The sequence below is a fragment of the Lysinibacillus sp. NPDC094177 genome (genome assembly GCF_050279145.1).
Lineage (GTDB): Bacteria > Bacillota > Bacilli > Bacillales_A > Planococcaceae > Lysinibacillus.
The window spans coordinates 249996-272889 of sequence record NZ_JBNNTW010000001.1; the positions used below are offsets into that span (position 1 = coordinate 249996).

21 protein-coding genes and 1 pseudogene are annotated in these 22894 nt (G+C 36.6%); 1 reads left to right on the plus strand and 21 read right to left on the minus strand.

Features of this window, described 5'->3' with window-relative positions:
• Nucleotides 1-157 precede the first annotated feature (157 nt).
• A complete protein-coding gene (locus tag ACQKNC_RS01180; RefSeq protein ID WP_427423499.1) occupies nt 158-1252 on the minus strand; it encodes a Leu/Phe/Val dehydrogenase in 1095 nt (364 codons plus the stop codon).
• A gap of 299 nt (nt 1253-1551) precedes the next feature.
• On the opposite strand from ACQKNC_RS01180, the gene ACQKNC_RS01185 reads away from it, so the two are divergent.
• Entirely contained in the window at nt 1552-1788 is a 237-nt protein-coding gene (locus ACQKNC_RS01185; protein ID WP_427423072.1) for a DUF2627 domain-containing protein, read from the plus strand.
• Between the two features lie 69 nt (nt 1789-1857).
• Here the strand turns inward: ACQKNC_RS01185 and ACQKNC_RS01190 are convergent, their stop codons facing one another.
• The 20 genes and pseudogenes from ACQKNC_RS01190 to nusB all read right to left on the minus strand — a co-directional run bounded on the left by ACQKNC_RS01190 (nt 1858) and on the right by nusB (nt 22596).
• Entirely contained in the window at nt 1858-2583 is a 726-nt protein-coding gene (locus ACQKNC_RS01190) for a glycerophosphodiester phosphodiesterase (RefSeq protein WP_427423073.1), read from the minus strand.
• Nucleotides 2576-4147 (minus strand): DUF342 domain-containing protein, encoded by a 1572-nt coding sequence (locus tag ACQKNC_RS01195; RefSeq protein WP_427423074.1) that lies wholly within the window; start codon nt 4145-4147, stop codon nt 2576-2578. Before ACQKNC_RS01195 ends, ACQKNC_RS01190 begins: the two co-directional genes overlap by 8 nt.
• Nucleotides 4148-4527: 380 nt before the next feature.
• Complete coding sequence (locus ACQKNC_RS01200; protein ID WP_427423075.1) at nt 4528-4722, minus strand: hypothetical protein; 195 nt, start codon at nt 4720-4722, stop codon at nt 4528-4530.
• Between the two features lie 78 nt (nt 4723-4800).
• Entirely contained in the window at nt 4801-5178 is a 378-nt protein-coding gene (locus tag ACQKNC_RS01205; protein WP_427423076.1) for a PH domain-containing protein, read from the minus strand.
• Nucleotides 5179-5526: 348 nt separating this feature from the next.
• The gene (locus ACQKNC_RS01210) at nt 5527-5919 is read right to left on the minus strand and encodes a hypothetical protein (protein WP_427423077.1); all 393 of its coding nucleotides are present in this window, start codon (nt 5917-5919) and stop codon (nt 5527-5529) included.
• Nucleotides 5920-6732: 813 nt separating this feature from the next.
• Nucleotides 6733-6936 (minus strand): annotated as a pseudogene (locus tag ACQKNC_RS01215) (sporulation initiation factor Spo0A C-terminal domain-containing protein); the annotation flags it as partial.
• Nucleotides 6937-7255: 319 nt separating this feature from the next.
• A complete protein-coding gene (locus ACQKNC_RS01220) occupies nt 7256-8770 on the minus strand; it encodes an SH3 domain-containing protein (protein WP_427423078.1) in 1515 nt (504 codons plus the stop codon).
• Nucleotides 8771-8927: 157 nt separating this feature from the next.
• Nucleotides 8928-9731, minus strand: coding sequence for a tyrosine-type recombinase/integrase (locus ACQKNC_RS01225; protein WP_427423079.1), 804 nt, complete (start codon nt 9729-9731; stop codon nt 8928-8930).
• A gap of 160 nt (nt 9732-9891) precedes the next feature.
• Nucleotides 9892-10683 carry a sporulation transcription factor Spo0A gene (gene spo0A / locus ACQKNC_RS01230; RefSeq protein ID WP_427423080.1) on the minus strand — a complete coding sequence of 264 codons (792 nt, stop codon included), beginning with the start codon at nt 10681-10683 and terminating at the stop codon, nt 9892-9894.
• Between the two features lie 336 nt (nt 10684-11019).
• Complete coding sequence (locus ACQKNC_RS01235; protein ID WP_427423081.1) at nt 11020-11967, minus strand: SpoIVB peptidase S55 domain-containing protein; 948 nt, start codon at nt 11965-11967, stop codon at nt 11020-11022.
• Between the two features lie 120 nt (nt 11968-12087).
• A complete protein-coding gene (gene recN, locus ACQKNC_RS01240; RefSeq protein WP_427423082.1) occupies nt 12088-13779 on the minus strand; it encodes a DNA repair protein RecN in 1692 nt (563 codons plus the stop codon).
• A gap of 35 nt (nt 13780-13814) precedes the next feature.
• Complete coding sequence (gene ahrC, locus ACQKNC_RS01245; RefSeq protein ID WP_053483721.1) at nt 13815-14264, minus strand: transcriptional regulator AhrC/ArgR; 450 nt, start codon at nt 14262-14264, stop codon at nt 13815-13817.
• A 100-nt stretch (nt 14265-14364) separates the two neighbouring features.
• Nucleotides 14365-15183: a TlyA family RNA methyltransferase gene (locus ACQKNC_RS01250; RefSeq protein WP_427423083.1), complete on the minus strand. Its 819-nt coding sequence runs from the start codon at nt 15181-15183 to the stop codon at nt 14365-14367.
• Nucleotides 15183-17084 (minus strand): 1-deoxy-D-xylulose-5-phosphate synthase, encoded by a 1902-nt coding sequence (dxs, locus tag ACQKNC_RS01255; protein WP_427423084.1) that lies wholly within the window; start codon nt 17082-17084, stop codon nt 15183-15185. The genes ACQKNC_RS01250 and dxs overlap by 1 nt, the downstream gene beginning before the upstream one ends.
• A 164-nt stretch (nt 17085-17248) precedes the next feature.
• A complete protein-coding gene (locus ACQKNC_RS01260) occupies nt 17249-18130 on the minus strand; it encodes a polyprenyl synthetase family protein (protein WP_427423085.1) in 882 nt (293 codons plus the stop codon).
• Between the two features lie 3 nt (nt 18131-18133).
• Nucleotides 18134-18367: an exodeoxyribonuclease VII small subunit gene (xseB, locus tag ACQKNC_RS01265; protein ID WP_053597070.1), complete on the minus strand. Its 234-nt coding sequence runs from the start codon at nt 18365-18367 to the stop codon at nt 18134-18136.
• Nucleotides 18368-18369: 2 nt separating this feature from the next.
• Nucleotides 18370-19722, minus strand: a complete 1353-nt coding sequence (gene xseA / locus ACQKNC_RS01270) for an exodeoxyribonuclease VII large subunit (protein ID WP_427423086.1) — start codon at nt 19720-19722, stop codon at nt 18370-18372.
• A 616-nt stretch (nt 19723-20338) separates the two neighbouring features.
• Nucleotides 20339-21154 carry an undecaprenyl-diphosphate phosphatase gene (locus ACQKNC_RS01275; protein WP_427423087.1) on the minus strand — a complete coding sequence of 272 codons (816 nt, stop codon included), beginning with the start codon at nt 21152-21154 and terminating at the stop codon, nt 20339-20341.
• 161 nt (nt 21155-21315) lie between these two features.
• Nucleotides 21316-22182, minus strand: coding sequence for a bifunctional methylenetetrahydrofolate dehydrogenase/methenyltetrahydrofolate cyclohydrolase FolD (gene folD / locus ACQKNC_RS01280; RefSeq protein ID WP_427423088.1), 867 nt, complete (start codon nt 22180-22182; stop codon nt 21316-21318).
• Between the two features lie 33 nt (nt 22183-22215).
• Nucleotides 22216-22596: a transcription antitermination factor NusB gene (gene nusB / locus ACQKNC_RS01285; RefSeq protein WP_376074097.1), complete on the minus strand. Its 381-nt coding sequence runs from the start codon at nt 22594-22596 to the stop codon at nt 22216-22218.
• Between the last annotated feature and the right edge of the window lie 298 nt (nt 22597-22894).

A 22894-nucleotide genomic window follows, 5' to 3' on the forward strand; every position in this document is an offset into this window, starting at 1 on the left:
CCCTTATGCGAAAAATGCTAAAGCATTTTGTTTACCACATTCACTTTGGTTCCTTAAGATAAATGATTTGCTCTTGCAGTTTAAATTCATTTAATCTAATTTACTATAAAGTTAGAAGAAGTCGACAATGCGACTTCTTTAAACGAATAAACGGTTTTTAACGACCGTGTAAAATATTTTTTTCATTTTTTAAGAATTGGCTACGAGACTTTGATACTCGAGCGATACGTTCTTCTGCTAAACGATTAGCTGCTACATATGTCGGTATACTATCACGTTTAGAAATCTCGAAGATTTTTTCGATACTATCATAAATGCCATCGACACGCTTCATTGCACGTTCACGGTTATATCCATATAATTCATCAGCTACATTTATTACTCCACCCGCATTTATCACATAATCAGGAGTATAAACTATACCTAATTCATGTAAATAATCGCCATGACGAGAATCTTGTAGTTGGTTATTAGCAGAACCAGCGATAACCTTTGCTTTTAGTTGCGGAATCGTTTCATCATTTAAAATCGCTCCTAATGCACAAGGTGAGAAAATATCAACTTCCTGTGAATAGATTTCCTCTGGTGCCACAGCAGTTGCACCAAAATCATTCACAACTCGATCAATTGCCGTTTGATTAATATCTGTAACAACAAGTTTTGCACCTTCATTATGTAAATACTCGCAAAGCTTGTAGGCTACATTTCCTAGACCTTGTACAGAAATAGTACGCCCCTCTAATGAATCAGATCCAAATGCTTCTTTTGCTGCTGCTTTCATACCACGATATACTCCGTAAGCAGTTACTGGAGATGGGTTTCCTGATGATCCAAAAGCAGGAGAAATTCCCGTTACATAATTTGTTTCTTCATGAATTAAATCCATATCTGTCACTGTTGTACCAACGTCTTCTGCCGTAATATAGCGACCATTAAGCCCTTGGATGAAACGTCCTAGTGCACGGAACATTTCTTCATTTTTATCTTTAAATGGGTCACCGATAATAACCGTTTTTCCACCGCCAAGGTTTAAACCAGCTGCAGCATTTTTATAGGTCATCCCTCTTGCTAAACGCAATGCATCCTCTATAGCATTTTCTTCTGATGCATATGTCCACATACGTGACCCACCTAGTGCTGGTCCAAGTGTTGTGTCATGGATAGCGATAATCGCTTTTAACCCTGATGCTTCATCTTGGCAAAATACCAATTGTTCATAATCATACTTTTCCATATACTTGAAGATTTCCATGAAAACTCGCCCCTTTGCTTTGGAAAGTGCATCCCCAAATGCCCATCCCAATTCATGTTCAAAATTGTTTGACAATGGATAATATTGCTCCATTTAATTTTACAATACTGACAATTTCACAATTTAGCAACTATTATTACACTTTCTTGTTTAAGTAAGAATTTTCAAAACATTCAGTTACAATTGTATTATGTTTTACTTGTTATTACTGGGTTTGTCAGTTATATAGTTTTATAAGCTTCCTTGACATTCCTATATCCACAGGTACAATTAAACTTAGGAATAAGGGAGGGACATGCATGGCTCGATTTGCTGCATTTATGGTAATGCTTATTCCAGGTCTTATGGCTGCAGGTGGCATTAAATTTATGCGTGATACATTATTTGGTAAGCTTATCTCACCTTTCCCATTTTTATGGCTACAATTCGTCGTTGGCATTATTCTCTTTGTTATAGGCTTTGGCTTTTTCGCAGGATTCTTACTTCACCGCGATCGAAAAAATGGAAAAGTGGCTCCGCGCTTCCAAAAAAAATAAAAATAGCTATCCTTTTAAGTCTCTACAGACTTATTGGATAGCTATTTTTATCTTCATTCATCAGAATGATTAACGTTGCTGTTTCGCAATTACTTTATCAGGATAATCAGTAATCCAACCAATTACAGAAGGATGCGGATTTGTTAAAAATGTTTCATTCCCATCAATTGCATAAAAACGACATGCTTTATCACTCGCTACGCAGGCCTCTAAATATCTTGGTTTATAATACCTTTTATGCATATGAACACTGTCAATAGCTTTGTAATCACTAAGCAAATCCCATTTTAATTTTTTAGTTACGATAAGTGCTGTTTCATAGTCTGGCTTATATTGTTTCACAATCTCTAGTAGCTCATAGTGAAACGATGAAAAATGACTGCCTACAGGCAGAGTAAGCCCATGAAGCATTTGAATAAGTGCGCTTTTATTATCGAGGATCGTTGATTTTAATTCGATATTAAGAGGTAGCTGTTGCGAAATTGCCCATGCTAAAACGATATCAAACGTCGAAATTCTATACGCTGAAAATAATCGCCTCCATGGCTTCCCAAGTTTAAAGCTTACTAGCTCCTCTATCGTACATTCATTCACAAGCTTATTAATACCAACTAATCTTGACAGTTGTAGATCATGATACACAACCGGAATGCCCTCTTTTGACAGCTGGATATCTAATTCAATCCCATCTGCCCTTAGCTCTAATGCCTTTTCAAAAGCCTTGAGGGTATTTTCAAGTGCATACGCTGAAGCCCCACGATGTGCAAATACGGGAATGAAAGATTCATTAGACATTTAACTCACCAAATTCGATAAGAAATTTACCATTTGTCATCTTACTTAATAAGGATGATTTTTTGCCAATTTGAATATAGGTACCAGGATGAGCTTCCTTCGTCACAACAATTTCTTCTTTTCCAGCATGACGCATTTCATCCATTATTAGCTTAATCTCACGATCAATTGTCACTGCATCCGCTTTCAATTTTGTTAAGCTTTGTTTCGTTTCCTCGAATGTAACTATCTGTTCCTTAGACATTTTGTTAAGGAGTGGCAGTAAGCTTTTAATTTTTGTCTCGTGCTCCGAGATTTCTGATTGTAGTTGCTTTAGATGCGCTGCCTTCTCTTGCATAATGGAGTAGTTTTCCTGTTTATTGACACTTTCAATAATTAAGTCAGTTCGACGCTCTAAACGATTTCCTGAGATGGAAGTGACGATCGTATTCTTGGCTACTGCACGGCCCCCAATAATTTTCCCTTTTCGTTCATCTACAAAGATAGAATGTGCAGAGAGCTGTGACCCCAATGCATAAAACCCTATATGAATACTGTCAGCTGCAACTAGATTTGCCTCATTGACATGCTTAACGAAAATATTGCCGCCTGCCTCAACAAGAGTTGAACCTAGACCAAATATTCCTCCACGAATATAGACGTCGCCTTCAATTGATTTAATAAGTTTGGCACCGCTTACACCTTCAGCACCCTCGATGGAAATATCTCCAGTGGCAATGACTGTATAGCCTGATGTAACAGTTCCTCTAATGCTTAAAGAGCCATTAAATTCGAGATTCCCTGTTTCAACCCCAACGTCCCCATTTATTGGCAAATGTCTATTAACACCGATCATACCTTTAACATCATCTAATACACCAGCTATTTTTGAACGGATGACAATTTTCCCATCCTCTTCCACTTCATAAGCTGATTTTTTATCGTATTTTATAGGAAAATCACGACCTGGTACAGCAGCCATAATTTCGCCTGATACAGTTTCCCCTGGTTTACCTAATGTCGCAGGGATTTTCTCGCCAAGCCACGAACCTTCGGAAATTTCAGAAATAAAATTCATGTCATAATAATCAGCTTTTCCATCTTCGCGAATTACTGGCTTTCTCTCTGGTTTAGGTAAGTATGTAATTTGTGCATCTGTTCCTGCTACAGGTGGTGTTCCTTGTGCAATTAAAAATGCTTTTCCTGGTTCAATCTTAGAAATATCAAAATCTAATATTCCATGTACAATTCCTTCGTTTTCGATTGTTTCCAGAATTTGATGAGTCAATTTCTCTTTATTCTTTAGGATATAATCATGTGTTTCATAGACAAATATCGAGGCGGACATTTTATCTCGTGCAATTTCTGCTTCAACATTTGGAAGCCAACGTCCAATTTCAACAGGGCTTGTGCTTTCTGTTGCTAAGACATTTTTTAATATTGAAAAATTAGACAATTTAAGTCGAGGATGACTTCGTAAAATACTATCAAATTCTTTTAACGGAAAACCAGCAATGTAAGTAAATATAAAAATCTTTCCATCTTCTTCCGTTATTTCGAATTTATCATTTCGAACTAGAATCAAGCTACCTCCTCCTTCCCTCTAACTGTAAGTATATACAATCTATTTACATTTGTTTAGAGACAATTGTCACTACTGAGAAAGAATTTACACGTACTTTCTAAGTAATACATTCATCCACCCTTTTCACTTTCACGTCAAAATTAGTCGATTTTTACTATAAAAAGGCACCGTTTTACTCAATCTTAAAAATCCACCGTCTAAATTTTATAAATTTAACTGTTAATAATCAGGTAATTTACCAAATCTTTAACCAACTTTAATAATAGATAATGTTTATGTCATAATATTTATAAACATGTATTAGGCCTTCAATACTAAATTAAAATAAATATGCTTTATAACATTTTTATCAGATAAGTATAAAAGCGGTTGAATTATGGCTATAAGTCCTTCCCAAAAATAGTTTCAATACGAATATGAACACCTAATTGATCGATATTTAGTAGCTGCTCCCGCGTCATATAGTAAATGCTTACACTTCTATTAATCCCAAGTCGCACCTCAAATAAATTATCTTCAATCTGCATTATTTCTAACGAGTTATTTTCGTCAAGTTGAAAGTTTACGCTTTTCATATGTTATCACCCAATTAAATTATATACGTTCAAACAAAAATAAACGATCAACAGTATTGTTGACCGCTAAAATTATGACTATCCTAATACATATTCCGCTAATACACTTTGAACTTTATATATGTTTGTTGATTTATTAAAGTTTTTCTGTATCGGTAATTCACTTCCTGAAACCCAAATTTTTAACTCTGCGTCTAGATCAAACGTTCCCGCAGTTTCAACAGAAAAATGAAGAATATTCTTATATGGAATTGAATGATATTGTGTTTTCTTTCCCGTTACTCCTTGTTTATCGATTAAGATAAGTCTTTTATCTGTAAAAATAAAAGTGTCTCTTATAATTTTATATGCATTCTTAATTGTTTCATTAGGCGTTAATAAACCTTTAACTTCTTCCTGTAATTTTTCTAGATTTACTTCACTTGCATTACCGATTATCCCATCAAATAACCCCATCTTAATTCCCCCCTCCAAATGTCCATCCTCAATTTAAAATATGAGATTATTTTTCCATAAATTCAAACGTCACCGTTAAACTCGTTTAAAACTACATAAAAGCTGCAACGTTAATAATGAGTAGGCTTTAGGAACAATCCAACATATAACGGTATTTTCGATTCTTAGATACGCCCCCGAAACGGCTATCGCTAACTGTCTAAAAAGGCGTTAAATAGATTTCGTAAAAACTTTTATTTCATTTTATATACTACAATCACCTTCAATGAAAATAAAAAATACACAGAACAGCACTTTACTAAGTGAAACTCTGTGTATTCTATGTAAATTTACTTATTGCTATTGGAGTTAGTGTGCACCAAAAAGTGTTCCCATATCATCTAAAATAATTTTCGCATCATTATTCAAAAGTGGAAGAACATCTGATCTCTGCAGTAATTCAAAGGAGTTTTTTAACGTTCTTTTTAGCATTGAAATATCAAAATTCGAACAATATTCATTGATTTTATTAATCGTCAATAAATCTGTTCGTGTTAATTGATTCTTAGTTTCCACCTGATTTTCGTTATCTGCTATTACATGCTTAATGAGAACTCGCCCATTTGTATTTAGTAACCGATAATATTTTGATTCGGATAATTTCTTAAGATTAGTTTCAATTAATATTCTTGCTTTAACAAAATCTAAATCATCACATGCTTTGTTTATTTTCGTAATAATTGTTGTCGTATTACCTGTCATTCTAAACCTCCGTTTTACAATTTATATCCAAAAGGCTGTCATGTAGGAGAATGGTTACTAGGATTAGTGTCCTATTTTCTCCTACAGAATTTTATCGACTAATATACTAATCACCTCTGAATATTACTATATATTTTTTCCTATTGCAACATATATCTTTTGTTTCACATAAAGAAAAAAACGAATGACTTTATCGCCATCCGCTGTTTCAGATCTTACATATTTTTTTGCTTTCTAAACCTTTTAAGACAACCGTATATTGCCAATTTTCAACGCTCCACATCCGCTAATACCTCTAGTTCTTTTGACACAAAATTACAGTTTCGCATTTTACTCAAAAAGGACGAGCAATTTCTTCTAATTAATACCTGAGCTTATTATAGTAATCTTTCATTATATATGCTTCACTATTATTAATCCTTCTAAGGATTGCTGCGAATAAGTAGTGGAATAAAATGCATAATTCGCTATTGTCGTTTTTCTCACTGCTTGCCAAAATCACCTCGTCGTTCTGGATAGTTTACAGGCGTTTTATCGGTACTTACCTCGAACTTGCTTCTTTTCTTCGATTGAACGAATATAGGCTCGTACATGCTTTGACTTGATGCTTTTGACGTCATCTATTTCGAAGTTACCCAAAAGATCTAACATACTAAAAAAGGATTAATAGACATAAAAAATACGCCCCCTCAAACAGTCGGCGTAAACTGTCTAAAAAGGCGTTATAAAATAAGCAGTATAATTGCTACAAATATAAGTTCATCGATTATTCTCCGCTAAGCCTGTCGTCTACAAACGCAGTTACATCAGCAATTAACTAGCCATCATATCAATGCGAAACTTGTCCGCAATCATGGCGATGAATTCGCTATTTGTCGGCTTCGATTTTAAATGATGTACTGTATACCCAAACATCGACGAAATCGATTCATAATTGCCACGATTCCATGCGACTTCAATGGCATGACGAATCGCACGTTCAACTCGAGATGGCGTTGTATTGAATTTAGGGGGAATTATCTTGGAATGATATTGTTAAGGTTTTGGAAAAACTAAAATAGGTACTATTCTCAACTTTTCAACAATCCAAACAACACCCTATCACAAATGAATCTAAGGACTTGCGTTTATAATTAATCTTCATATATGCAAGTCTTTTTTTATGCTTCCTCAATCATTCCCCAGTAGCTTAACACAAGACTTTGTAGCTCCCATCAAGCGATCTGTGTCAATGAATTTAGTTATGAAAGGTTCGAGGAGTGTCAAGAAAGGATTTATTAAACATAAAAAAGAAAAGATGACTTTTATAGTCACCTTTTCACTTGGAAGTAGCAATTTAGTTATTGAATATTTGTTCGTACCGGTGGAAGAATGCCACTGTGTGCGCTCTTGCTAGAGAATCATTTGGTTTAAACTCTTCATTTGTTTTAGTAGTTGTTAAACCATTATCACGAAGGAATTTAATAGCTTCTGACTGAGATACAGTCTTACCATAATGCATTGAAGCTAAGATACGAGCGAAGTTACCCCGTGTGATATCCTTACCTGCAATGGCTTGTTTGGATGCTGTGTTTGCACCTAGGACTGGTAGAGAATATTTTGTAGCCAGTTGGTAGTTTACGTCTCCATACCATGAAGTATTAGCTTTCGTTGAAGCTAGTTCTGATGGTTTGAAGTAACGTAATAGGATAGATAACATTTGGTTTTCCGTTAAGTTATTGTACGGTTTAAGTAAGTTTTCGTACTTACCTGTTGAAGGGTTTTTCACGTTTGTGTATCCACTGATGATACCGATGTTGACTGCCCACTTAAAATCCTCAGCCCAGTATTGGTTTGCATTGTAATCAGCAAACTTTGATACATCAACGTTTCCCGTTGTTGGCGGTGTTACTGGAGGTGTTGGCGTTGGTGTTGAAGCTGAGTAGTTTAAATAACTTGATGCTACATACCCCTCTGTCCCGTCACTTCTTTTCACAGGATACCAAACAAAATGGTTTTTCTTCGTTGATACTTCTTCATATACAAAAGGACCCGTAATGGTAACAATTTCGCCTTCACGTAAAGTACCCATAGAAGGACTATCCGTAGTAGGTCTTGTCCTTAATGTTACATTAGTTGGTGCACTAACTTTTTGATTTGTTTCAAAAAAATACTTTGATTTATTTAATGGTAAATCAAAATCATAGTTCATCGCTGAAAATTTAATATTTTCCCTGCTGCTAGAGTCATATTGAAAATGTTCGCGTGAAAAAGGCAGCTCCGTTAAGTCTATTAATTCCGATTTCTCAATAATTTGGAGAATTCTTTCTTGATAGGCATTTGCATTTCTTTCACCAGTTGCTTGGACAATTGGACTATTTACTGGCTTAGTACCGTTATAAGCCATGATAGCGAAGTACCAATGTTCCAGTACATCTCTTTCCCCACCGTTGATGCTAGGTAAATCCTTCCGCTTAAACATAGCATCTAGAGTCTCTACACCAGCTTGAATATTATAGACAATATCGCTTTTTAGTCTATCTTGATTGTAGCCGGCTTGATTTGTAATTTGCATAACGCCAATTCCCTTATCAGCTGTCACAATCGCTTCACCATTCTTATCGAAATGACGCCAATTTCCACTTTCACCTTCCGCTATTGCCTTCACAATTTCAGGAGGAACATCATAAATCAGTGCTGTTTCGGTTAACAAACAGTTCATCGTGGAAAAATCAGGATTTACTTTTGATGCCGAATCATACTCACATGTATTTGCAATATTATTAGCTAATACATTTTTATCTATGTTTATAGATAGAGTGAGGGCACCAATGGCAATAACACTAATCAATGGTTTCAATATCTTTTTCATATGTGATTATTACACTTCCTTTCATATTTTTTAAAGTTAAAAGATTCAGATATATGTTATCATAAACCCAATATTTGAGATAGGGGTAATAGTCAATGTTTCTTCCATTTAACAGTATTGTGTGATAAATGACAGATTTAACATATATTATTTAATTTTAATTCAGTGAAAAGGTTGTAAATAGTGATTGTTGGATTTTTACTTTTTTTGTGAAATAGGTAAGCTTCCTAAAGTCCATTGAAACAAGCCCAAGCCAAAATCTGTCAACTCTTACAGGCTCGTTAAATGGCTCTGTAAGCTTGCTACGATTGTTGTTGTAAGCTGACTCAATTAAGATTGCACTAAAATATACAAAGCGCTGTTTCTTATTTTTTGTATTGCGGAGAAGCAACGCATTGGCTCGTAAATCAATATCAGACGGGACAATGTCTAATAGCTCACCTATCCGAGAACCCGTATCAAAAATCAAACGTGCTACTATCCAATCTCTGTACTGGTCAAACTTTGTCACATCAAACGATTTAAAGAATTGCTTTAGCTGGTTATCCTCTAGCATGACTTTCATTTTCCGTACAGGCTTCACATGCTTAACATTTTTCATTGGATTAGTACGAATCACCTGCTCTTGAGACAAGTAAGAAAAAAACACCTTGAAATTTCGAATAAAGTTCGAAATTGTACTATTCGATATTTTCTTACCAAAATCTTCTCTAGCCTTTGGATTGTTATTTGCTTTGTCATTGACCGTCATTTCATATTTGCCACGTTCTGTTAAACTTCGCATATAACTTCTCAAATGCTCTGCCTTTACATTCGTAGGTGAATCAATTTCAAATTCATCAGACATCCATTTTGCGTATAGCTTTAAGGTTTGTTCATAGGACTTCATTGTTTTTTCAGCTAGCCCTTTTGCCACACAATCAAGCATAAAACAGTCTATTTCAATATCGAAAACAGTCATAAAAAAAAAACACCTCCATGAACGGGAATTCCCCATAAATGAATGTGTTTCATAGTCTAATTCAATTAATTAACATTAGTTATATGAACTAAGTAGTTAGTCGGTATAAATTCAATGAATTCTCTCTAAATAAGTCCTGTAATCCCTTGTGGCTCCAGCCTTAACTAGCCATCATATCAATGCGAATCTTGTCTGCAATCATGGCGATGAATTCGCTATTTGTTGGTTTCGACTTTAAATGATGGACCGTATAACCAAACATCGACGAAATCGATTCATAATTGCCACGATTCCATGCAACTTCTATGGCATGACGAATCGCACGTTCAACTCGTGATGGTGTTGTATTAAACTTTTTAGCGATTTCTGGATATAAAATTTTCGTCACAGAGCCTAATAACTCGATATCTTCGAACACCATCTGAATAGCTTCTCGTAAATAAGAGTAACCTTTAATATGTGCAGGGACGCCGATTTCTTTAATAATGGCTGTGATCGTACTGTCTAATTGATGTTGATTTAATTTTTGAGGTGCTGCTGGTTGTAAAACACTTGTCTTTTTAGGAAGTGTTGCCTTCTGTCCAGCACAATGTAAGATCTTTTGAACCAATTGATCGAATTCAAATGGCTTTAGCATGAAATAGGATGCACCTAAATCTACAGCCTGCTTCATCACATCTTCTTGACCAAAAGCAGTTAACATTATAACTTGAGTTGATGACATTCGTTCATTTTGATACATTGACTCTAAAACAGCTAACCCATCAAGATGTGGCATTATAATATCTAGCAGTAAAATATCTGGTGTGTATTCCTCTAGCATTTGTAAACAAACTTTCCCATTTGATGCAGTTGCAATTATTTCAATTTCAGGATGCCCTTGAAAATACTGCTCCATCGTTTTTAATAACTCACGATTATCATCTGCAATCGCTACTTTAACCTTTGTCATTCCAATTCCTCCTTCTGAACTTGCTTTGAATCCCCAAAGCGTTACCTACCCCTAATGCATTTTTTTGCACACTGTGGAATTTTCGACATTTTTGTTTTAAAAACCTTTTCAATTTCCAAAAATGAGTATGTAGTCCGATACTTTCTTTTTATATCGACAAGTTATGATAAATATCTGCATAGCGTCGAATGCTTATACCATTTATTTTAGTGAAAAAATTGAGATAAAACTACAGTTTTTCTTAAGTATCGCTAATCGCTTCATAAATAAACGAAATACTTGATGAACAACATATTTTCATGAAAGAATGGAGCTACCTTTTGGCAGCTCCTTCTTCTATGATGATTTTTTTAACATTTCCGCTACTGTAATTGCTGCTCCTTTTTTGGGCTCCTCCACAAACATATGTGTAACCGCACCTACAAAACGACCGTCTTGAATGATAGGACTGCCACTCATCCCCTGCAAAATCCCACCTGTTTTTTCAATGAGTTTTTTGTCAGTTACTATAAATTCAAGGCGTTCATTTTCGACCTTTATAATTTCAATTGAAAAAGTTTCCACCTTGCTGCCCTCGATCGCAGTATAGATAACAGCTTTCCCTGTTTTTATATCCTTTTCATGCATAATTTCAATTGCTTTAGGCAAACTTTGTTGATAACCGTCTTCCCAACGGCCGAAAATCCCATAAACTGTATTTTTATCTATACTCCCTAATCGATCTTGATGTTTTTCAATGGAGGAAATTTTATAGCCAGGTTGGCCAGGTATGCTTTTACGAATTTGTTGAATCGAAGCTAAAAAAATGGAGCCAGCATGGAAAATAGGGGCTTCTTGTAAGGTTGAATCAACAATTTGGTGGCCTAATGCTCCGTAATTTTTTGTCTCTGGATCAATGAATGTCAATGTTCCTACTCCATCTGTTTCATCTTTTAAAAAGGAAATAACATGTGCTGCTTCTTGTTCCTGTAACTCAAGTGTCACTTCTTTTCCTTCATTTTTTATCGTCCATTTCTGTTGTCCTTGCCGAGCAACAGCTTGTTTGGCATCTGCAAGCGTTTTTACAGTAATATCATTTATTTTTTCAATAACAGCGCCTCCTTTCATCCATTGATTGGAAGCTAATAGCACATCATGCGCTACAAATACATGCGATAACTGAAGTTGAATTCCAATGGCTTCACCCATCGGAATAAGCTTTTTCGCGGCAAAAGCCTTTACCGGCATAAATAATAAAACAATGAGCATAGGCAAAATGACAAATTGACGCCAACGACGATACATACGACACCTCCTTTTTATTTTTGTCTTTTTACTATGTGTTGTTGTGGCATTCTTATAAGCGGTAAATATTTGTGCAAAAAGAAAAAACCCAGAAACATCGAACTGTTTCTGGATTCTTTGCTATCTCATTTGTTTTTTTCGCTCATTAGCCATTTTTAGAAGCTCTGTTGCATGCTGCAATGTTAAATCTGTAATTTCCGCTCCAGACATCATGCGACTGACTTCTTCAATACGAGCATCTGTATCTATTTCAAGCAATGACGTAAAAGTTCGATCATGCTCGACTTCTTTTTTTATAAAATAATGATGATCGGCCATCGCAGCCACTTGTGGTAAATGCGAAATACATAAAACTTGAGAGTTAATGGATACCGCTGCTATTTTTTCTGCGATTGCTTGAGCCACACGACCACTTACACCTGTATCTACCTCATCAAAAATAATTGATGTTACGCCGTTAGAAGAAGAGAAAATCGTTTTAAGCGCAAGCATCATACGCGATAATTCTCCACCAGAAGCAATTTTCGGTAAAGATTTCGGTGGCTCACCCACATTCGTAGAAATATAAAAAATTACTTGGTCTTTACCATTCGCATCAAAGTAAGGCAATTCATCAAAATTTACAATAAATTTAGCTTTTTCCATATGTAATTCACGTAGTTCGGCCATAATAGCCTCACTTAAATCATGAGCAGCTGCTTTTCGTACAGTATTTAGTTCTGCAGCAAGTTCGTGAAGGACTGCTTCCATTTCCAGTACTTTTCGTTCTTTTACTTGCAAAATTTCGTCTCGATTTAAAAGTTCATTTAGCTCAGTTTTAATTTTATCGTAATACGCTAAAATTTCTTCAACTGTTGAGCCATATTTGCGCTTCAAATTTTGTAATAATGCTAAACGTTGCTCAACCTCATTTAAACGAGCTGGATCAAATTCTAATTCGTCCAAGACATTTTTAACCTGGTAAGCAGCATCCTGTAACGCATAAAATGCAGTGGTGACAGAATCTGATGCCTCTTTAAATTGCTCGTCAACAGTCGCAGCATCCTCTAAGGCACCCATTGCATTGCCAATCCAATCAAGGCCTTTTGATTCACCTTGAATAGCTTCATATGCTGCACTGGATCGTTCGAAAATCTTATTGAAATTCATAAGACGGCGGCGTTCATCAAGAAGCTCATCTTCCTCGCCAAGCTTTAAATTAGCATCTTCCAGCTCTTTCATTTGGAATTGATACAAATCGATACGTTGCGCCATTAACTGTTCATCTATAGAAATTGAAGCTAATTCTTTTTTTAGTGAACGATATTCGTCATATTGGGAACTGTACAAATCTTGAATTGGTGTAAGTTGTTCCTCTGCGAAATGATCAAGTAGATTGATATGCTGTTTCTCATCCATAAGTTCTTGATTTTCATGCTGTCCATGAATATCGATAAGGCTAGACCCAATATCACGTAGTACAGATAATGGCACAAGTTTACCGTTTACTCGACAAACACTTTTTCCAGAATCATTTAAATCACGGCGCAAAATAATGGTATCTTCTTCAATTTCAATACCTGCCTCTTCAAGTTTCTTATGAACAGGATGCCCAAAACTTGAAATTTGAAATAAACCGCCTAATTCAGCTTTTTTAGCTCCATGACGAATAAATTCGGAATTCCCTCGGCCACCAGCAAGTAAATGCACTGCATCGATAATAATTGATTTCCCTGCACCTGTTTCACCTGTTAAAACAGTTAAACCATCTGAAAAACTCACTGTTAAATCCTCAATGATGGCAAAGTTTCGAATACTAAGCTCTCTTAACACAAAATGTCACCTCTGTATCAAATTACCCTGCTATTTTATAGCATATCTAATAAGCGATTTTTTGTATTTTCACGCTCATCTTCGTTACGACAAATAATTAAAATAGTATCGTCTCCGGAAATAGTACCTAAAATTTCTGGCCAATCTAAATGGTCAAGTAGTGACGCAATAGCATTGGCGTTACCTGGAAGAGCCTTCATTACTAAAAAGTGTGATGCACCGTCAATACTGACAAAAGCATCAGCTAACGCACGGTGTAATTTTTGTATAGGATTGAAACGTTGGTCTGCGGGCAAGCTATATTTATAGCGGCCATCCTGTAAAGGTACTTTGACAAGATGAAGTTCTTTAATATCTCGTGATACGGTTGCTTGTGTCACATTATAGCCTGCATCTTTTAAAAAATCGACTAAATCATCTTGTGTTTCAATTTCATGATTGGCAATAATATCCCGAATTCTTATATGCCTTTGTCCTTTGTTCATATCGGTCACCTCTTATAAATAGTTGGATATTTGTATATTTACACTACCATTTTAAACATAAAAGCACAAGAAAAAACACGGCTCTATAGACGAGCACGTGTTATTTTAGTGCACTATGGGCTTCTTCAACGAGTGCATTAAAAGCTGTATATGCAGGAATTTCTTCATTACCAATAGGATTCACTAAATGGAATAAAAATTCAATATTTCCCTCGCCTCCTGTAATTGGAGAAAAAGAAGCATCCTTAACAACAAAACCAACCTCTGTTGCCATTGCAGCTGTTTTTTCTAAAACTTCTAAATGTACTTTTTTATCTCGAACAATGCCTTTTTTACCGACATTTTCTTTCCCAGCTTCAAACTGAGGTTTCACCAATGCCATTACATTGCCACCAGGCATTAATAATGTTTTTAAGACAGGTAAAATAAGCGATAATGAAATAAAGCTGACATCAATCGTTGCAAATTCTGGTAAGCCCTCTGTTAAATCTACCGCTGTCGTATAACGGAAATTTGTTTTTTCCATTACGGTTACACGTTCATCAGAACGGATTTTCCATGCTAGTTGGTTAGAACCAACATCCAGTGCATAGCAATGTCTTGCACCATTCTGTAATGCACAATCAGTAAATCCTCCTGTAGAGGAGCCAATATCGAGCATTAGCTTCCCCTCTACAGACATATCAAAAATTTGTAGCGCTTTTTCAAGCTTCAAGCCGCCACGACTAACATATTTTAAATCAGAGCCTTTTACTTGTAGTGGTGCATCTATAGCGATTTTTTCCCCCGCCTTATCAATACGAGTTTCATTAGAAAATACAAGCCCTGCCATAATAGAGCGCTTTGCTTTTTCTCGTGTTTCACATAGCCCACGCTCTACTAGTAAAATGTCTACACGTTCTTTCGGATGTTTTGTCATTATTTATTCAAACCTACTTGCTGTTTTTGTTGAAGTAACACATGCATACGTGCCACTGTATCCTCAGCCGACATATGGATTTCATCGAGAAGCTGATCTACATTTCCATGCTCAATAAAATGATCAGGGATACCCATACGATCGATTATTGCAGTTAAATAGCCATGGTCATGGGCAAATTCTAATACTCCGCTACCAAAACCACCTTGTAGAACTGCCTCTTCAATTGTCAATATTGGTTTACGGCTTGATAATATACGGTGAAGCATTTCTTCATCCATTGGTTTAATGAAACGAGCATTAACTACTTCTATCTCTACACCTTGCTGTGCTAAAATAGTCGCTGCTTCCATTGCCATAGGGATCGTCGTACCAAAGGTTAAAATCGTTGCATCCTTACCTTCACGTAACACTTCCCAGCTTCCAATTGGTAACGTCATAAGCTCATCATCTAACGGAACGCCTATACCATTACCTCGTGGATAACGTAACGCAATTGGACCGCCATCATAGTCAATGGCTGTTTTCACCATATGCTGACCTTCATTTTCATCTTTTGGCATCATAATTGTCATATTTGGTATATGACGAAGGAATGCAATATCAAATACGCCTTGATGCGTTTCACCGTCTGCACCAACTAAGCCTGCACGGTCAATGCCAATAAAGACATTTAGGTTTGGACGTGCGATATCATGTAATACTTGGTCATATGCACGTTGAAGGAATGTTGAGTAAATGGCTAAAAACGGCTTCATTTTTTGTGTTGCTAGACCTGCTGCCATCGTTGCAGCATGTTGTTCAGCGATCCCCACATCGAAGAAACGTTCTGGGAAATCCTTTTGGATACCTTGTAACTTCGAGCCAACTGGCATTGCAGGAGTAATTGTGACCACTCGTTTATCCTCATGGGCAATTTTGCGAACTGTCTCAGCAATCAAACTACTCCAAGCTGGGCCTTTCGTCTCTGACTTAACAAAGGCACCGTTTTCAATTTTATAAGGTCCTGTCCCGTGCCAATTACCAATTGTATCATCTTCAGCAGGTTTATAACCTTTGCCTTTTTTCGTAATGACATGAACGAGCACTGGGCCTTTTACTTTTTTAGCTTGTGATAATGTTGTTTCAAGAGCGTCGAAATCATGTCCATCAATCGGACCTAGATATTTAAATCCTAGCTCCTCAAAGAACACACCTGATACCACTAAATATTTTAAGCTATCCTTTAGGCGCTCAGCAGTTGAAGCAAGCTTACCACCTAATACTGGAATCTTATTAATGAGCGATTCCAATTCTTCTTTTGCTTTTGAATATTCCTTGGCTGTACGAAGACGTCCTAGTACATTGTGTAACGCTCCGACGTTTGGAGCGATTGACATTTCATTATCGTTTAAAATGACAATCATATTTGTTTTAGCATGGCCGATATGGTTTAATGCCTCCAGCGCCATACCGCCAGTTAAAGCTCCGTCTCCAATAATTGGTATCACGAAGTTCTTTTCTTTTTTGATATCACGTGCTGCTGCCATACCCATGGCTCCTGACAAAGATGTCGAGCTGTGACCTGTCTCCCACTCATCATGTTCACTCTCCACGCGCTTTGGAAAACCACAAAGCCCATTGAACTGACGTAATGTGTCAAATTGACTCGCACGACCTGTCAAAATTTTGTGCACGTAAGCTTGGTGGCCAACATCCCATAAAAACTTATCTTGTGGACTGTCAAACATTTTATGGAGCATAATCGTTAGCTCCACAACACCTAGGTTCGGTCCGATATGACCACCTGTGACAGAACATTTTTCGATTAAGAAGGTACGAATTTCTTTTGCAAGTCGCTCAAGACCCTTCTTATCTAAGCTTTTTAAAAAGGCTGGACTAGTTATCTTATTTAAATCCACCTTTCTCACACACCTTTTCAATAAATTATTCACCGTAATCGTGTTTCCACTATTATAACAGTGTTATTAATATGCTAAAAGTACGAACACTTTATTGTTTGCACATCGGCAAACGCCCTCACCTATTCTAGCATATTCTGTGCCTTTAACGCCTTGTTTTTCTCCTAGTTTTTACGATGAACAATATAGGCTGCAAACTCACGCAATAAGCTGGTATCTACTTGCAATTTATCTAGTGCGTTAATGGCATGCTGATAATGCTCAGCAAGCTTTTCTTTTGCCCCATCTAAAGATAACAGAGCTGGATATGTGCTTTTATCACTTGCTACATCTTTACCTGCAGTTTTACCTAGTTCTTCTGTTGTTCCTACAATATCTAAAATATCGTCTTGAATTTGGAATGCTAGGCCGATATGATGCGCATATTCCTTTAAAGTTGCACGTTCTTCTTGCGTTACATCAGCTAACACTGCTCCTGCTTCAATACTAAATCGTAATAATGCGCCCGTTTTATTAACATGGACATGCTCAAGCTCAGCTAAGTTTAACTGACGCTTTTCACCTTCCATATCGAGTACTTGACCCCCGACCATACCTTCAGCACCAGCTGCTTCACTTAACAAATTGACAAGTTCAATACGTTTTTCCGCTGAAACATCCATGCGTGCTAAAATGCCAAACGCGAGTGTATTCAATGCATCGCCTGCAAGTGTCGCTAATGCCTCACCATAAACTTTATGATTTGTTGGCTTACCTCTACGGAAATCATCATTATCCATACTTGGTAAGTCATCATGAATTAACGAATACGTATGGATCATTTCAATGACTGATCCTACAGTTAAACCATATTTTAAATTTTTATTGTATAGTTCAAGAACGGCCAATACGAAAAGAGGACGAATACGTTTACCTCCAGCTTTTAATGAATAAAGCATTGATTCTTTTAAATTGGCTGGTGCATCAATTTTCTCGACAAGTGCAAACATTTCAGCCTCAACTTGTGGTATGTTGCTTTCAATAAAATGTTTTAATTGCTCATTCATTCCTTAGTTCTCTCCCTTTAGTGGATCAAATGCTGTAGTCTCACCCGTCTCTTGGACAATAGAAATTAACTGCTCCTCAGCATGTTGCAGCTTGCTATGGCAAAATTGTGAAAGTTCCATTCCTTGTTTATATAAATCAATCGCATTTTCTAGCGGCACATCACCTTGCTCTAGCTGACGGACAATTTCCTCTAGAGCCGTCATTGCTTCTGCGAAAGTTTGTTGTTTTTCTGCCACAATTATTCCCCCTCATTTTTAGGCAAGATCTTGACCACATCAGCAATAACCTTTCCATCATGGAAGGAAAGTGTTAACTGATCATGCGGCTTTACATCAGCTGCTGATTTTAACATTTGATTATCTCTATGAGCTACCGTAAAGCCCCTTGTTAAAATGGCAAGCGGATTCAATGCTTCTAAAGTTCTGACATTTGCCTCAAATTGCTGTTTTTGCTTCATCACATAATGCGTTGCAGCACGAGTTAATTGTTGGACGTGTGTTTCTAGCTCTCGTTGATGGAAAGCTAATGCCTTTTTCGGCGAGTGCTGCTCTACCGCACTATGTAATTGTTGAAATTGCGCTCTTTTCTTCATCAAATCAACTTGCATTGCTTTTTGTAAACCTATCTCAAGTTGTGCAAGCTTCTCAGTAAATGGTCGATATAGGCGTTCTGGCATTGACAACGGATAAGATTGTTGGAGCTTATTTAGACGCTGCCGTTCTGCCATAAGTTGCGCTCTTACGATTTGATGGAGCTGCGATTTTTGTGTAAGCACCCGCTGAAATAAATCCTGTTGATCAGGTACAGCCATTTCAGCAGCTGCTGTTGGTGTCGGCGCGCGCAAATCAGCTACATAATCCGCTATCGTCGTATCGGTTTCATGACCTACTGCACTAATAATAGGGATGCGGCTTTCAAAAATCGCTCGTGCGACAACTTCCTCATTAAATGCCCATAAATCCTCAATCGATCCACCGCCTCGTCCAACAATCAGTACATCGCAACTCGCATCGATATTTGCTCGCTCAATATTGTGAACAATGTTTGGTGCTGCTTGTGCTCCTTGCACAAGGGTTGGATAAATAAAAATTTCAGCAAGTGGATAGCGTCTCTTTAATGTTGTACAGATATCCCGAATGGCTGCACCTGTCGTCGACGTTAAAACACCAATTTTTTCTGGAAACCTCGGAATCGGTTGTTTCCACTCAGGTTTAAAAAGCCCTTCTTTTTGTAACTGCTCTTTCAGCTGGTTAAAGGCAACAAACAAACTACCAATTCCATCTGGTTGCATTTCCTGTACATATAATTGATATGTACCGTAGCCTTCGTAAACGTTTACATCTCCACGGATAAATACTTGCATACCTTCCTTAGGTTCAAACGCTAATTTTGTAGCTGCTGTTTTAAACATGGTGGCCGCAATCCGTGCTCCATCATCCTTTAATGTAAAGTAAATATGACCTGATTGATGAATCTTGACATTGGATAGCTCTCCCTTTACATAGACTTCACGTAAATGCGGATCAGCATCAAATTTTCGTTTAATATATTTTGTTAATGCTTTTACAGTTAAATAAGAAGCAGATGACATTTTTCCGGCTCCTTTACTAAAATCAAGTTTTTCACAAAACTACACCTATCATAACATTTTTTATTGCAAATGACGTGCCAAAATGCAGTTTCGGTAGAAAAAACGACTGTCTTTCATATTATTGAAAACCTTACTATAACATTTCTATAGTATTGTTACCTGAATAAAGCTTCTTTAAAATGATACTGCTTATGCAAATTAATTGTTTAAAATTTTCGATAATTAATCGAAAATAAAATAAAGAATCACAAAGCTATGAGATTTTCATGTTATTTTTAACTAGGGGATATATTAAATAAAGTATGGCTTTCAATGCAAAGCGAGGGGTTGATTTCCGTTCCGATTGGGCGCTTTGTTGCTGCCGCTACGTTAGCACTATGCTTTCGCACAGAGCAAAGCTTCCTGGGGGCGTCCGATGAGCCGCTTCACTCGCTTTGCTCGCTCCAGGGTCTCATCTGTGACGCTAATCCCCAAGGAGTCGCCCAGTCTCCACTCCAATCAACCATATCTCTTAATATTTATCTTTAGGTCGTCACTCTAATTTAGAACTTCTACCATTTCGTTTTTCAACAACAAGTAAACCTCACAACTAATTATAGTTATGAGGCTTTTTAAATTAATAAAATATTAATAAGAGAGTACCTACAAGAAAGCAATAATATGTAAAGTAGCTAAGCTTGCCACTTTTCATGATTCCCATAAACCAACGCATTGCAAAATAAGTCATAAATAAGGTCACAATAAATGTCGACGTGTAAGGAATTACCAATGCATTTTTATTTGGCTCATTTAAAAAATCTGAAATTCCTAGGACAACCCCACCAAGACTTACAGGAATATAAAGCATGAAGGAAAATCGCAAAGCAGTTTCCTGCTTCATACCAACTGCAATGGCTGAAATAATGGTCGCTCCTGAACGGCTAATGCCAGGTGTTAAAGCTACAGCTTGACCAAGACCCACGATAATGGCATCTTTTGCAGTCAAATCCGCATCCTTTTTCGTACCACGCATATTACGGATTAGCCATAGGGCAATACCTGTCACAAATAGCATAAGTGCTATCGTAGTCATACTAACATTATCCGCAATAACATCCCTTAATAAAACACCTAAAACTACTGCTGGGATAGAACCAATCACAATGAAAACGGCAAAACGGAAATCAGCTTTATAACGATTCTTTCCTGTTTTGAGATACAGGAAAAAGTTTGTAATGAGTCGGACAATATCCTCACGATAAATATAGATAATAGCTAGTAAAGAAGCTGTGTTCGTTAAAATAGCAAAAGTAAAACCTTGCTCACCAAGACCAAGAATTTCGCTAGCAATCATAACATGTCCGCTCGATGATACAGGAATTGGCTCAGTAAATCCTTGTACAAGACCGATAATGATATGTTTGATTATAAGTATTAAATCTATGTTTTCCATAAAAACCTCCCTATTAATATGTATGACCCAAACGTTACATTAGACGTTGAAGGCAATGGGAAAATTTATAAAGAATACCTATAAAGTAAAATAATGCAAAAAAAGCTACCTCAATAAAAATATTGAGGTAGCTTTTTTGCAAACTAAAGAGTCATTCAAAATTATAACTTAACTGTATGTGCAAGCTTATTTTCTGCTGCTTGAACTGTATTGAATAGTAACATAGTAATTGTCATTGGTCCCACACCGCCTGGTACAGGTGTAATATGAGACGCAATACCATCGACCTCACTAAAGTTTACGTCACCGCAAAGCTTGTTGTTTTCATCACGATTAATTCCAACATCTATAACAACTGCGCCTTCTTTAACGTGCTCCTTCGTAATAAAGTTTGCACGTCCAACTGCCGCAATTAATATATCTGCTTGTTTAGTGAATGAAGGTAAATTTGGTGTTTTGGAATGCGTGTATGTAACGGTTGCATCTTTTTGTAGTAGAAGTTGTCCCATTGGTTTCCCAACGATATGACTACGTCCGACGATGACCGCATGCTTTCCTGCTATTTCAATTCCTGAATATTCAAGAAGCTTCATTACGCCAAACGGTGTACAAGGCAAAAATGTTTCTTGGCCAAGCATCATTTTCCCAACACTTACTGGTGAGAAGCCATCAACGTCTTTTTCCACAGCAATTGTGGCAATAACAGTATCCTCATCAATATGTTTTGGGAGTGGTAATTGTACTAAAATACCATGAATATCTTCACGATTATTTAATAATTCAATTTGTGCTAACAATGCTTCCTGTGTAGTTTCTTCTGGTAGTTTAATTAGCTCAGAAAACATACCAATGGCTTCACAAGATTTTTGCTTATTTCTCACATATGTAGCTGAGGCTTGGTTGTCTCCTACTAAAACAACCGCTAAGCCTGGTGTTAATCCTTGCTCTTTTAAACGCGTTACTCGCTCTGCTACTGAATTACGAATTTCTTGACCAATTTCTTTACCATTAATAATTGCACTTGACATAGACCTTAGTTACTCCTTCCAATTCAACACATGTTATTGTTCTGTAAATTTAGAAAGTACGCCATTAACAAATTTCGACGAACCATCGTCGCCAAATGTTTTGCATAACTCGATTGCTTCATTAAGTACTACTCTTTTTGGTGTTTCTGGCATGTATAATATCTCGTATACAGCTAGACGTAAAACCGTTCTTTCAATTTTGGGTAAACGGGCAAGTGACCACTTTTCAAGATGCTGCTCTAAAGTAGCATCGATTTCCTCTAAATGTTCAACTGTTCCAGTAACAATCTTTTCGTAGAAAACATTTGTTGGTTGGCCTTTAATATGACCCATTGCTTCTTCTACTGTAAGATCGGTATTGTCTAGCTGAAACAAAACTTGCAACGCTTTTTCGCGTGCTTCATGTCGTTTCATGTAAAGCTCTCCTTCTTAAGTGGCATTAAGGTTTATAATAGCATAAATTCGCACGAGAAACACGAATTCAAGCAAGTTTCAATAATCTGATACCTTTTTCAAGCAACTTTTTGCTTATTGTAACACCCTTCAATCAACTTTATGAAATGAAATGTAGAAAAATAAAAACCCTTCATTATTGGTTAAATAACAAGAATGTTATAATATAGGAAATTAAATTTCATCTTTTGAGGTGTTTATTATGCATTATGAAGTTAATGCACGAGCTGTAAAAGAACATTCAATTTATATGAAGGTG

Excerpts from the sequence above, each read along its gene's own strand:
- ACQKNC_RS01250 (WP_427423083.1), bottom strand. The coding sequence starts at position 15,183 with ATGACAAAACATCCGAAAGAACGTGTAGACATTTTACTAGTAGAGCGT.
- ACQKNC_RS01180 (WP_427423499.1), bottom strand. The coding sequence starts at position 1,252 with ATGGAAATCTTCAAGTATATGGAAAAGTATGATTATGAACAATTGGTA.
- ahrC (WP_053483721.1), bottom strand. The coding sequence starts at position 14,264 with ATGAACAAAGGACAAAGGCATATAAGAATTCGGGATATTATTGCCAAT.
- ACQKNC_RS01200 (WP_427423075.1), bottom strand. The coding sequence starts at position 4,722 with ATGAAAAGCGTAAACTTTCAACTTGACGAAAATAACTCGTTAGAAATA.
- ACQKNC_RS01235 (WP_427423081.1), bottom strand. The coding sequence starts at position 11,967 with ATGTATCGTCGTTGGCGTCAATTTGTCATTTTGCCTATGCTCATTGTT.
- ACQKNC_RS01190 (WP_427423073.1), bottom strand. The coding sequence starts at position 2,583 with ATGTCTAATGAATCTTTCATTCCCGTATTTGCACATCGTGGGGCTTCA.
- xseA (WP_427423086.1), bottom strand. The coding sequence starts at position 19,722 with ATGTCATCTGCTTCTTATTTAACTGTAAAAGCATTAACAAAATATATT.
- ACQKNC_RS01210 (WP_427423077.1), bottom strand. The coding sequence starts at position 5,919 with ATGACAGGTAATACGACAACAATTATTACGAAAATAAACAAAGCATGT.
- ACQKNC_RS01185 (WP_427423072.1), top strand. The coding sequence starts at position 1,552 with ATGGCTCGATTTGCTGCATTTATGGTAATGCTTATTCCAGGTCTTATG.
- spo0A (WP_427423080.1), bottom strand. The coding sequence starts at position 10,683 with ATGACAAAGGTTAAAGTAGCGATTGCAGATGATAATCGTGAGTTATTA.
- folD (WP_427423088.1), bottom strand. The coding sequence starts at position 22,182 with ATGTCAAGTGCAATTATTAATGGTAAAGAAATTGGTCAAGAAATTCGT.
- nusB (WP_376074097.1), bottom strand. The coding sequence starts at position 22,596 with ATGAAACGACATGAAGCACGCGAAAAAGCGTTGCAAGTTTTGTTTCAG.
- ACQKNC_RS01260 (WP_427423085.1), bottom strand. The coding sequence starts at position 18,130 with ATGAATGAGCAATTAAAACATTTTATTGAAAGCAACATACCACAAGTT.
- ACQKNC_RS01225 (WP_427423079.1), bottom strand. The coding sequence starts at position 9,731 with ATGACTGTTTTCGATATTGAAATAGACTGTTTTATGCTTGATTGTGTG.
- ACQKNC_RS01220 (WP_427423078.1), bottom strand. The coding sequence starts at position 8,770 with ATGAAAAAGATATTGAAACCATTGATTAGTGTTATTGCCATTGGTGCC.
- ACQKNC_RS01275 (WP_427423087.1), bottom strand. The coding sequence starts at position 21,154 with ATGGAAAACATAGATTTAATACTTATAATCAAACATATCATTATCGGT.
- ACQKNC_RS01205 (WP_427423076.1), bottom strand. The coding sequence starts at position 5,178 with ATGGGGTTATTTGATGGGATAATCGGTAATGCAAGTGAAGTAAATCTA.